At 41.2% G+C, this 11,737-nt stretch carries 13 protein-coding genes; 9 read left to right on the top strand and 4 right to left on the bottom strand.

Annotation, left to right across the window (positions count from 1 at the left end):
• Nucleotides 1-920 precede the first annotated feature (920 nt).
• From E2R53_RS14620 to E2R53_RS14590, 7 genes are all read left to right on the top strand, one after another.
• Complete coding sequence (locus tag E2R53_RS14620; RefSeq protein WP_133312493.1) at nucleotides 921-1,778, top strand: DUF72 domain-containing protein; 858 nt, start codon at nucleotides 921-923, stop codon at nucleotides 1,776-1,778.
• A 20-nt stretch (nucleotides 1,779-1,798) separates the two neighbouring features.
• Nucleotides 1,799-2,623, top strand: a complete 825-nt coding sequence (locus tag E2R53_RS14615) for a sulfite exporter TauE/SafE family protein (RefSeq protein ID WP_133312492.1) — start codon at nucleotides 1,799-1,801, stop codon at nucleotides 2,621-2,623.
• A 15-nt stretch (nucleotides 2,624-2,638) separates the two neighbouring features.
• Nucleotides 2,639-4,042: a bifunctional metallophosphatase/5'-nucleotidase gene (locus E2R53_RS14610; protein ID WP_133312491.1), complete on the top strand. Its 1,404-nt coding sequence runs from the start codon at nucleotides 2,639-2,641 to the stop codon at nucleotides 4,040-4,042.
• A 61-nt stretch (nucleotides 4,043-4,103) separates the two neighbouring features.
• Nucleotides 4,104-4,406 (top strand): YunC family protein, encoded by a 303-nt coding sequence (locus E2R53_RS14605; RefSeq protein WP_133312490.1) that lies wholly within the window; start codon nucleotides 4,104-4,106, stop codon nucleotides 4,404-4,406.
• Between the two features lie 129 nt (nucleotides 4,407-4,535).
• Nucleotides 4,536-5,303: a sporulation protein YunB gene (yunB, locus tag E2R53_RS14600; RefSeq protein WP_133312489.1), complete on the top strand. Its 768-nt coding sequence runs from the start codon at nucleotides 4,536-4,538 to the stop codon at nucleotides 5,301-5,303.
• A 347-nt stretch (nucleotides 5,304-5,650) separates the two neighbouring features.
• Complete coding sequence (locus E2R53_RS14595) at nucleotides 5,651-7,156, top strand: sodium-dependent transporter (RefSeq protein WP_133312488.1); 1,506 nt, start codon at nucleotides 5,651-5,653, stop codon at nucleotides 7,154-7,156.
• On the top strand, nucleotides 7,156-7,260 hold the full coding sequence (locus tag E2R53_RS14590) for a methionine/alanine import family NSS transporter small subunit (protein WP_133312487.1): 105 nt from the start codon (nucleotides 7,156-7,158) through the stop codon (nucleotides 7,258-7,260). The genes E2R53_RS14595 and E2R53_RS14590 overlap by 1 nt, the downstream gene beginning before the upstream one ends.
• A gap of 194 nt (nucleotides 7,261-7,454) precedes the next feature.
• Here E2R53_RS14590 and E2R53_RS14585 read toward each other — a convergent pair whose 3' ends face one another.
• Entirely contained in the window at nucleotides 7,455-8,402 is a 948-nt protein-coding gene (locus tag E2R53_RS14585; RefSeq protein WP_286166275.1) for a M23 family metallopeptidase, read from the bottom strand.
• Between the two features lie 271 nt (nucleotides 8,403-8,673).
• On the opposite strand from E2R53_RS14585, the gene lipA reads away from it, so the two are divergent.
• Nucleotides 8,674-9,570 carry a lipoyl synthase gene (gene lipA, locus E2R53_RS14580; RefSeq protein WP_070874692.1) on the top strand — a complete coding sequence of 299 codons (897 nt, stop codon included), beginning with the start codon at nucleotides 8,674-8,676 and terminating at the stop codon, nucleotides 9,568-9,570.
• A 199-nt stretch (nucleotides 9,571-9,769) separates the two neighbouring features.
• On the opposite strand, the gene E2R53_RS14575 is transcribed toward lipA, so the two are convergent.
• Nucleotides 9,770-10,420: a YhcN/YlaJ family sporulation lipoprotein gene (locus E2R53_RS14575; protein WP_133312486.1), complete on the bottom strand. Its 651-nt coding sequence runs from the start codon at nucleotides 10,418-10,420 to the stop codon at nucleotides 9,770-9,772.
• 113 nt (nucleotides 10,421-10,533) lie between these two features.
• Between E2R53_RS14575 and E2R53_RS14570 the strand changes: the two genes are divergently transcribed.
• A complete protein-coding gene (locus E2R53_RS14570) occupies nucleotides 10,534-10,809 on the top strand; it encodes a YutD family protein (protein WP_070877943.1) in 276 nt (91 codons plus the stop codon).
• A gap of 24 nt (nucleotides 10,810-10,833) precedes the next feature.
• On the opposite strand, the gene E2R53_RS14565 is transcribed toward E2R53_RS14570, so the two are convergent.
• Both E2R53_RS14565 and E2R53_RS14560 read right to left on the bottom strand, forming a co-directional pair.
• A complete protein-coding gene (locus tag E2R53_RS14565) occupies nucleotides 10,834-11,121 on the bottom strand; it encodes a cytosolic protein (RefSeq protein WP_070877939.1) in 288 nt (95 codons plus the stop codon).
• Between the two features lie 206 nt (nucleotides 11,122-11,327).
• The gene (locus tag E2R53_RS14560) at nucleotides 11,328-11,594 is read right to left on the bottom strand and encodes a DUF3055 domain-containing protein (protein WP_070877938.1); all 267 of its coding nucleotides are present in this window, start codon (nucleotides 11,592-11,594) and stop codon (nucleotides 11,328-11,330) included.
• Nucleotides 11,595-11,737 lie beyond the last annotated feature (143 nt).

Genomic DNA, 11,737 nt, shown 5'->3' with positions numbered 1-11,737 from the left:
TTTCTTTAAATGTGAAGTGCTTTAAAACTCGGATTGGAGCACTTTATAATACCTTCCCTATCAGCGAAGTGCTTTAAAACCCGAATTGGGGCACTTTATAGCATGATCTGAATAAGTGAAGTGCTCCAAAAACCGGGTTGCAGCACATTATAGCAGCACCCGTGTATGTGAAGTGCTTTAAAACCCGAATTACAGCACTTTATAACAGCATCCGTATATGTGAAGTGCTCCAAAAAGCGGCTTGGAGCACTTTATAACATAATCTGAATCAGTGAAGTGCTCAAAAAACCGGGTTGCAGCACTTTATAGCAGCACCCGTGTATGTGAAGTGCTTTAAAACCCGAATTGCAGCACTTTATAACAGCACCCGTATATGTGAAGTGCTCCAAAAAGCGGCTTGGAGCACTTTATAGCATGATCTGAATCAGTGAAGTGCTCAAAAAAACGGATTGCAGCACTTTATAGCAGCACCCGTGTACGTGAAATGCTTTAAAACCGGAATTGCAGCACTTTATAACAGCACCCGTATATGTGAAGTGCTCCAAAAAACGGCTTGGAGCACTTTATAGCATGATCTGAATAAGTGAAGTGCTCCAAAAACCAGGTTGCAGCACTTTATAGCAGCACCCGTGTATGTGAAGTGCTTTAAAACTCGGATTGAAGCACTTTATAATACCTTCCCTATCAGCGAAGTGCTTTAAAACTCGAATTGCAGCACTTTATAACAGCACCCGTTATATGTGAAGTGCTCTAATAAAAAATTGAAAACACACTACAGGTAATCTTCAGTAAGCCGAGGGAGTACCTGCCTAAGACGTTTGTCCTTTTCTTAACTGCACAGGCCATGCAGAATGAAAATATCTTATCCATGTAGTATCATAAAAGAACCTACAAAAACGAAAAAGGAGGCTGAACGCAGATTGATTTATATTGGACTTACAGGCTGGGGAGATCATGATTCACTTTATCCTAATGGGATTTCGTCTGGAGACAAGCTGAAAGAGTACTCTGGACATTTTCCGATCGTTGAAGTGGATGCAAGCTTCTATGCTGTTCAGCCTCAGCGCAACGCAGAAAAATGGGTGAAGGAAACGCCAGACAGCTTTCAATTTATCGTGAAAGCGTATCAGGGAATGACAGGACATCAGCGGGGAGATATTCCTTTTGATTCTAAAGAAGAGATGTTCCAGGCTTTCCATTATTCGATTGAACCGTATCAGGCTGCAGGCAAGCTTGCGATGGTTTTATTTCAATTCCCGCCATGGTTTGAATGCAAAAAGGAGAATGTCAGGTATTTGAGATGGTGCAGAAAGCAAATGGGCTCCGTTCCAGTTGCCTTAGAATTCAGGCATCAATCATGGTTTGTGCCTGATACATATGAAAAGACCCTCACTTTTATGGAACAGGAAAAGTGGATTCACAGCATTTGTGATGAGCCTCAGGCTGGTGGCGGGTCCATTCCTGCTGTAGTAAGAGCGACAGATGAAAATAAAACGTTAATCCGGATGCACGGCAGAAATGTGCATGGCTGGACAAGACCTGCAAATGGTGAAGAATGGCGTGAGGTCAGGTATCTATATCGGTACAATCAGCAGGAATTGCAGGATTGGCGTGAGAATATCGATCAATTGAAAGATTCAACTAAAGATGTTTATCTTCTCTTTAATAATAATTCAGGCGGAGATGCAGCAGACAATGCAAAACAGATGCAAAAGCTTTTAAATATAGAGTATGAAGACTTGGCACCCAGGCAGCTGGATTTATTCAGCGGAGAATAAACGGAAATGAGTTGGAGTAAATGGAATGGGTTTTTCTTGTTCTGATCGGATTTATTGCCGGCACGATCGGGAGTCTTGTTGGTCTTGGCGGAGGAATTATTGTTGTACCGGCTATGCTTTTTTCCTCTGCTTATTTTACGATTTTTGAAAATGTAACTCCGCAGACGGCAGTCGGAACTTCTTTGCTTGTCGTCATTTTTACTGGTTTATCCTCAACGCTTGCTTATATGAAGGTTAAAAAAGTGGATTATAAAAGCGGCTTGATTTTTTTTATCGGAAGCGGGCCTGGAGGTATAATAGGCGCTTATCTTAATAAATATTTGAATTTGGATTCATTCTCCCTTTATTTTGGGCTATTCATGATTTTTGTCTCACTGCTTCTTATGATGAGAGATAAATGGAAGCCAAAATACAGAGAGCCGGGGCAGGGGGATGTGATCCGCTATTATCCATCTGAAAACGGCCAAGAAGCTGCTTATTTTTACAAGCCTGTCCCTGCGGTCTTTATTTCATTTGGAGTTGGATTTATCTCAGGGCTGTTTGGAATTGGCGGCGGAGCTTTAATGGTGCCTGCAATGGTGCTGCTTTTCTTATTTCCTCCGCATATAGCAGTGGCTACGTCGATGTTCATTATTTTTTTATCAGGTATATCAAGCTCTGTTATGCATATTGCTCTTGGAAATGTGAACTGGCTTTTTGCTTTAGCTTTAATACCCGGTGCTTGGGCTGGAGGGAAAGCAGGAGCCATGATTGCGGCGAAGCTTTCCGGTAAAGCTGTAATTAATCTGCTTCGGCTCGTTCTGATCGCTGCCGGATTAAAACTGATTTATGAAGGTATTTTTTAATTGAGGAGAATGTAAATGGCAGAGACCATTCATCTATATCACACAAATGATTTGCACAGTTATTTTGAAAACTGGCCAAAAGTTGCCCACTATTTAAAAAGAATGAAAAAAATGCATGCTGCAAACGGAGAAGACATGATTTTAGTAGACGTGGGAGACCACATCGACCGTGTTCATCCCATAACAGAAGCAACACAGGGAAAAGCAAATGTGGAACTTCTTAATGCACTAAATTATGATGCTGTTACAATCGGCAACAATGAGGGGATCACTCTCCCCCATGAGGCACTCGACACTTTATACACACATGCGCGTTTTCCGGTTATTCTTTCAAACTTATACACAGAACTCGGGGAACGTCCCAGCTGGGTGAAGCCTTATGAAATCATGACTCTCTCTGATGGCACCAAGGCAGTATTACTGGGAGTAAGCGTTTTTTACGAAAAATTTTATCATTTGCTTGGCTGGAAAATAAAAGATCCGTTTCAAAGTTTGAAAGAAACAATCGAGATGGTAAAAGACGAAGCGGATATCATCATTTTGCTTTCTCATTTAGGAATTAATGATGATGAAATCGTGGCAAAAGAGTTTCCGGAAATTGATGTCGTACTGGGGGCGCATACTCATCATATCTTTGAAAAAGGAAAACTTCTGCATGGCGCTTTATTGACAGGTGCAGGTAAAAACTGTGGATTGGTCGGGCATATTTCCCTCACTGTGGATAAATCCCGCACGTTAATCGCAAAGGAAGCTGAAGTTATTAACATTCTTTCAGAACCTGAAAGTGAAGAAACAAAGCAGTTTCTAATAAATGAAGCGATAAAAAGTGATGAGATTCTCTCAGAAACAGTCGCCGTTTTAGAAGAGGATTTATCATTGGACTGGTTTGGCGAGTCTGAATTTCCGGACATTTTAGCTTCAGCTCTTAAGGAGTGGTGCAATGGGGAGGTCAGCATGGTGAATGCAGGAATGCTGCTTGAACCTCTTAATAAAGGCCCTGTCACTAAAAAGGATCTGCACCGGATTTGTCCGCACCCTATTAATCCATGTACTGTTTATTTAAAAGGAGACGTCTTAAAAGAAGTTATTTTAGAAGCGCGCTCAGAGAGGATGGAGCAGCTGAAATTAAAGGGTCTTGGTTTCCGGGGCCATGTTATGGGACGAATGGTTTTTGACGGAATTAAGGTTTTTACAGAGCCATTACAAGACGGTCTGCATCATGTAAAAGAAATTCTGGTATCAGGGGCACCTATACAGCCAGAACGAATTTATGCAGTAGCTACAGTGGATATGTTTACACTTGGTGTCCTGTATCCATCTATTGGCCATGCGGAAAAGAAAACGTATTATATGCCTGAAATGCTGAGGGATCTGCTAGCCTGGAAGCTAAAACTGGGACATTCGTCCAAGAATGCCTAATTTTCACACTTCATGTCTGCTTTCTTCATAAATTGTAGAAGGAAGGGAGTGTGAAATTACGATGGTATCCATGACACCAATTATTATTGAAAACAATCAGTTTACAGCTATTACGGTAGCATTGCCCAAAACCAATTTTATGGCTGTTACTAGTGAGAAGGGATACATTATGTGCGGCGCGCTTGATGTAGCTTTGCTCAATGAAAAATTAAAAGACCGCGGAATTATTGCTGGGCGTGCAGTCGGCGTCCGTACCATTGAACAGCTGCTTGATGCACCTCTTGAATCCATTACATTTGAAGCTGAAAATCGCGGCATACACATCGGTATGAGCGGCAGAGATGCACTGTTAAGAATGCTGTAATACCAGATAAACAAAAGCGCCATATTATTGCTATCGCTATTTAAATATCATTCAAAATCATAGATGAAAAAGAATGCGTACATCCCCCCTTGCCTGCATAAACATATCATGTAAAGGGGGGATTTATTATTGGCCAGATTCCGCAAACGCCCTCATAAGAAGGGGCCGCTTCCTTTCCGTTATGTATTCCTGCTGTCGCTTGTCTTTTTTATTTTTTCTACAGCCGCAGGTCTATGGATCGTCAATAAAGGAATTGAACCGACATTAATGACTGTTGCAGAAACGGAAACAAAACGGATTGCAACACTCGTTATTCAAAATGCAATTAATAAAGATATAAAAGAAGACGTTGATGTGGAAGAAATGTTTGTTGTTGATACAGATGAAAAAGGGAATGTGACGACAATCGACTTCAACGCGAAGTTTGTCAGAAGCGTGCTTGCTAAAACTACAGATAAAATTCAAACGAACTTGAGAGAGGCTTCGAAAGGAAATATTGATGCACTCGAGCTTCCTGAAGGAGAACATATATCAAAAGATGAGCAGGGGGAGGGAATTATTTATTCCATTCCATTGGGTCAAGCTACAAATAATGCGCTGATCGGGAACTTGGGACCGAGGGTGCCGGTACGCTTCTATGTAGTGGGGGAAGTGCAGACTGACGTAAAAGAAACGATTCAGCAGTATGGAATTAATAATGCTTTAATTGAGATTGCTGTTGAAATTGAAGTGAATGTAGAAGTGGTCATTCCCTTTTCCACTCAAACAGCTACAGTCAGAAACACAATACCAATTGCTATTAAAGCAGTACAGGGGCAGGTGCCAAGTTATTACAATGGCGGCGGAGCGGGTTCTCCTCCCGCAATCGATGTGCCGGCGGAATCGTCTGGAAGGTAAATCATGGTGCCGATTCCTATTATATCTGTATGTAAAGACAGCGTGCCATTAGCCGCTGTCTTTTTAATTGTTAAGACTGATTATAAAAGAAAGGAATCTTTTAATGGTATACGATTTGGTTATAAAAAGGGTAAATGCAATAGTTATTTTACTTTAATAGCTGATTATATACCCATTGCTAATCATCATTTGCCATAATACTTTATCATATTAATATACTAAATTTTCAAAAAAGCTTTTGACATAGGAAAATTGTCGGATTATAATGAAAACAGTCAAACGATATCAGAAAATAATAAATATTTACATTGTTCAATCAACTAGAACGCAAGCAGGAGGAATTCATCATGGAAAATCGTCCACAATGGGGAACAAGGGCAGGATTTATTTTAGCAGCTGTGGGATCGGCAATTGGCTTAGGAAACATCTGGCGCTTTCCGGGAGTTGCTTATGAAAATGGAGGGGGATCCTTCTTCATTCCGTATCTATTTGCACTATTGACTGCAGGAATTCCGCTGCTTGTTATGGAATTTACGCTTGGTCATAAATACCGCGGATCAGCACCATTAACGTATGCAAGACTAAACAAAAAATTTGAATGGCTAGGCTGGTGGCAGGTCGGCATCGCATTTGTCATTTCAACGTATTACTCGGTCATTATAGCTTGGGCAATCTCGTACAGCGGCTTTTCATTAAATTTAAGCTGGGGAAAAGATACACAGACATTCCTTTTCAGTGACTATCTTCAGGCTGCAGCTCCCGGCGAATTTGGCGGGTTTGCGCCAGGCGTGCTTTTGCCGCTATTAATTGTATGGTTAGTTACACTTGGTGTGCTCTTTGCAGGTGTTAAAAAAGGAATTGAACTTGCAAATAAAATTTTTATTCCTACCTTAGTGTTCTTATTCTTAATTATTGTTATCCGTGCATTAACTTTAGAAGGTGCAGCACAGGGTCTGGAAGCATTTTTCAAACCGAATTGGGATATGATTTTTAACGGTAAAGTATGGATAGCGGCATATGGACAAATTTTCTTCAGTTTATCCATCGCATTTGCAATTATGGTTACTTATTCAAGCTATCTTCCAAAAAAATCAGATATCACGAACAATGCATTTATTACAGGATTCGGCAATTCTGCATTTGAACTGCTTGCAGGTATTGGAGTATTCAGTGCACTTGGTTTTATGGCAATGCAGCAGGGTGTTCCTGTTAATGAAGTTGTTACAAAAGGAATCGGTTTAGCTTTTATCGTATTCCCGCAAATTATTAATGAGTTCCCGGCATTTAATGGTCTTTTTGGTTTCTTGTTCTTCGCATCGCTGACACTTGCAGGATTAACATCACTCATTTCAATTGTTGAAACGTTTGTAGCAGGTGTACAAGATAAATTTAAAGTTTCCAGAACAAAAGCCGTATTTATCGGCGGAGGAATATCAGCAATCATTTCTCTTTTATTTGCTACAAGAGGCGGAATTAACTTCTTGGACGTAGCAGATGAGTTTATCAACAGCTTTGGTGTGACTTTGGCAGGTTTTGTTGAAGTAATCGTTGTTATTTGGATACTTAGACAAGCAACAGATCTTCAAAAACATGCCAACCAGATTTCAGATATTCAATTAGGAGCATGGTGGAAAGTATGCTTAGGTGTCATTACTCCTATCGTTCTGGGCTACATGATGATTGATAAGCTTAGAGCGGAGCCGTATGGCGGAGGATCCTATTCAAGTGAGTTCCTTTTATATTCAGGGTGGCTGGTTGCAGCAGGAGCATTAATTGTGGGTATTCTGTTCTCATTCATTACATGGAAAAAGGATACAATTGAGCTTCCAGCTGATAAGGAGGTATCACGCTAATGAGCGGCGGAGCAATTACAATGATGATTGTTGGCATGGTTGTTATTTGGGGCGGATTGGCTGCAAGTATAGCTAATGCAGTTGTTAAAGCTAAAAGATCATAATTAAAATGCGGGTCAGCGTATATTGCTGACCCGTTTATTTAAGCAATAAAAAAGTATAAAATTTTTACGCATTGATGTATAGCTCCAACTCTCAGGCTCATCGGCCAGAACGGATCCGAAAGTATGGGCAAAAAGCGCCTTTTCTGTCGGATCCTTATCTGTCTGTCGGAGTTAAACGGGCGCTTGCGCTTGCCTTATTTTCTTTTTCTTTTCCTGTATTCTGCTCGTTCCCATACTTTTAATTGCGGATAAGGGTCATATGACCATTCTGTTCTGCCATTATCTTTGTACATGCCATAATGAAGATGCGGAGGGAACTTTCCAGACGTTCCTGGAGGTCCATAGCCTGAGCTCCCGACTGAACCGATTAACTGCCCGGGCTCCACAATTTGTCCTACCTGAAGACCATCTGCAAATCCATTCAGATGGGCAAAGTAATGGTACGTATTGGAGCTGTCCCGAATTCCCAGCCTCCAGCCGCCAAACCTGTTCCAGCCTTTCATTTCAATGATTCCATAGCAAGTAGAACTCACAGGAACACCGTAATTGGCAAAGATGTCTGTGCCTTCATGTATTCTTCGGCCGCCCCAGCCGCGTGCATCTCCCCATGTGTTTTTAAAGCTGTAGTTGAAGCGAATAGGGACAGGGAAAGAATGCTGATCAAGATCCAATCTTCCGTATTTTTGAAAAAGCTTCATATGCCCTGAAATCAATCCAATTGTTTTATCACGCTGATAGTAATCCCAAAGACCAATTTTAATGTTTTCGAGATCAACTCCATACGACAGCAAATAGGCTGCAAACGTAAACAGCACATCTTCGTCATTGTCAGGCTCCGCCTTGCCGTCGCCATTTCCGTCAATGCCAATCCCGCCAAATAAAGAGATGCTTGTCGGGTTGGTGTCAGACTTATCTGGATTTTGCAGCCCAGTCCATATTTCCGGTTTAATATAGATGCCAATAACGCCTTTTGCTTTAGGGATATCATTCCTGGTTCTTCTTACGTTACGCTCATATTGATCAACAGAGGCCAGTACGTACCAGGGAATTTGAGTAATGGTTTCAGCTTTTTTAAATAAGTTCATTCGTTCTTGATTAATTTGTTCGATGCTTTTATCTGCCCCGAGCACCTGATCAGGCAGGGCGGTGCAGATGAAACAAAGAATAAACAGGATCCATATTTTTCTCACATTACCGGTCTCCTTTAAACCAATTTCATAACCTTAGTTTGGTGTAATAAAGAAAATTCATATGTAGAAAATGTTAGAAATTGCTTCGCTCTCTTTCCCTTGTCCTAGCTTGCTCTGTTATGTTAAAGTGACTAATGTACCTATTTCATTTTAAATTTTCCTTTTATGCTGAACATTCGCAGAATCAGAGGAATACTTACAATACATACTGGAGATGATTCAGATGGCTAAGAAAGAAGAATACCTGAGAAAGCCGGATTGGCTAAAAATAAAATTAAACACTAATGAAAATTACACAGGCTTAAAAAAAATGATGCGCGAAAAAAATCTTCACACCGTTTGTGAAGAAGCGAAATGTCCCAATATTCATGAATGCTGGGCAGTAAGACGCACTGCAACATTTATGATTCTTGGCGCTGTGTGCACTCGTGCATGCCGTTTCTGTGCGGTAAAAACAGGGTTGCCGACTGAACTTGATTTACAAGAGCCGGAACGCGTTGCAGATTCAGTAGCATTGATGAACTTAAAACATGCTGTTATTACAGCGGTTGCAAGAGATGATCTGCGTGACGGGGGAGCAAACGTATTTGCCGAGACAGTCCGTGCAGTACGCCGCAAAAGTCCATTTACTTCAATTGAAGTACTGCCATCTGATATGGGCGGAGTGGAAGAAAACTTAAAAACACTCATGGACGCAAAACCGGATATACTAAACCATAATATTGAAACCGTAAAACGTTTGACTCCAAGAGTTCGCGCACGTGCAAAATATGACCGTTCCCTCGAATTTCTGCGCCGCGCTAAAGAAATGCAGCCTGATATTCCGACCAAATCAAGCTTAATGATTGGTCTTGGCGAAACAAAAGAAGAAATCATCGAAACAATGGATGATTTGCGTGCAAACAATGTTGACATTATGACAATCGGCCAATACTTGCAGCCTTCAAAAAAGCATCTTAAAGTAATGAAATATTACACACCTGAAGAATTTGCAGAGCTTCGGGAAATTGCAATGAGCAAAGGCTTCAGCCACTGTGAAGCAGGTCCGCTTGTTCGTTCTTCCTATCATGCAGATGAGCAGGTTAATGCAGCAACTAAAGCAAGACAGGCACAGGCTTAATAAAAGTACCCGCATCATTGATGCGGGTACTTTTGCTATCTGTTTAAATAAATAAATTGTCGGGGCTTACCAGTCGGCTCCGCTTTTCTACATTGTCCAGCTCCATCGCCCAGAACGGATCCGCAAGCATTGGCAAAAAGCGCCATTTCTGTCGGATCCTTATCTGTCTGCCTGCGCTAACCGGGGCGATTCCGCTTTTCTATTTATACCGGGTCTGTTCGTACTTGTCCTTCATGTCCTGATCAAGGTTTTCGTTTGTTTCGCCGTAGCCTTCTCCGTTTGCGTTTTCACCTTTGTTCAGTTTGCGGCCTTGTGGTGATTTCAGCATTTCTTTTATTGTATTATTGATAATTTGATCAATATCTCTGCTTTCTGGATCAAGGCCTGAGTATCCTTCGACTTGTTTAATCATCTCAGGATCATCGGACAGGTAAACGTGGTAGTATCTGGGAACAACGGAAATCGCCGTTTTTTTCACTTGATCCGCTGTTTCATTTCGATTTTTCGTATCCGACTGATAGGCGATCAGGACTTCTTCATCGGTAACAAGTGTTGCCACATCCTGGATATTAGGAAGTTGAACGATTAAGCTGGAAATGGCATTAGCCGTCTTTTCGTAATCAACTTGAGGCACTTTGTCGTAATCATTTTCCTGAGCTAAATTGTTTTTTACATGACGCACATAGCCAAAACCGGAGTTAGTATCTTTTCCGTTTTTTATGCCATTTTCGTTGTTAACATTTACGGTATTGCCGTTATCCTCAAACAATTCATTTTCACTTGCAGTATTCTGGCATCCAGTCATGATGATCATACCTATTAAGGATGCCGTGAACGCGATTTTCTTCATCGCAAACACCTCCGTAACCTTAGGGTGACCAAAACAAATGCAATCTTTCTTAGCAATTGATGGGGAAATCGATTATGATAGTATTTAGACAGCTTTCATGCGAGGTGATAGTAGTGATAACGGTTCAAAATCATAGCTTTGAGCTCATTAAAGACGAAAAAAATGGCTTTAATGAAGAGGCTTTTAAAGCGCGTTACTCAGAAATTCTGAATAAATATGATTACATCGTCGGTGACTGGGGTTATAACCAGCTTAGACTTAAAGGCTTTTTTGACGATCAAAATCAAAAAGCCTCCTATGACACAAAAATCAGTACACTTGATGAGTACATATTTGAGTACTGCAACTTCGGCTGTGCCCATTTTGTCTTAAAAAGAATAAAGAAATAAGCCGCGGAGGAAATCCGCGGCTTATTATTTTGACGTATAAGGAGGTTCTTCGTTTTTCTCAGGATCGTCGTGGGGAGGATGTGCTCCAGGGTACTGCCTTGGCAAATTCTGATGGAGCGATTTGAATTCATAGTTAAATGCGCTGTAATACCGCTGGCCTTCTTTCCACTCTGAACTCTTGTTTTCCACAGGTTCATCCTTGCCGCGAGGTGCACCGTATGGCCCCTCAGGAAAAATTTCAGGCAGCACCAAATTCCTCATATCTTCAACATTTGAAAAATCCGTGTACTCCCGTTTTTCTTTATCATCCATTGTCTCACCTGCTTTTTTCGAGAGATAAGAAAGTATAAAGTTTAGTGAATTGATGGCAAGCGGAATCGCCCAACTCCTCGGCCAGAACGGATCCGTCAGTAAAGGCGATAAGCGCCTTTTCTGACGGATCCTTATCTGTCTGTCGGAGCTAAACGGGCGATTCCGCTTTTCTTTTTTAGTGTACGATCGATGACTAGTTATTATCCTTACACCATTTCATACAAAAATTCCCTCAGCTCATTTGCTTCGTCTTCCTCGAGACTGAAGGCATGTTCAATATATCCCGGTTCATTCAGGTCATCTTCGCCGATAATGGCAAAACGGCTGCTCAATAAATTCAGAACAAGGTGTTTGCCGTAATAGCGGTCAGACTTAACAATGGCTAGATCAAAGCGGCTGTTTTCTCCCATAAAGCTGACAAAGCGTGTTTTTGTTTCAACAGTATCATCATATAAATAAAATCGTTCGGACATCATCATTTCCCCTTTATTCCATATCATTTTCCTCTATCATAGCAAACGTTCATCTTTACCGAAACCAGCTGCAAGGAAATATTGAAATCGGCCAAATTGTGATAAAATACAAGTATTGAGTAAGAAAGTTGGGAGTGTCAAAA

It is taken from the genome of Peribacillus frigoritolerans (genome assembly GCF_004358755.1).
Classification (GTDB): Bacteria; Bacillota; Bacilli; order Bacillales; family Bacillaceae; genus Bacillus_P.
The sequence above is the reverse complement of the archived record's forward strand: the minus strand, read 5'-3'. Positions and strand labels throughout refer to the sequence as shown.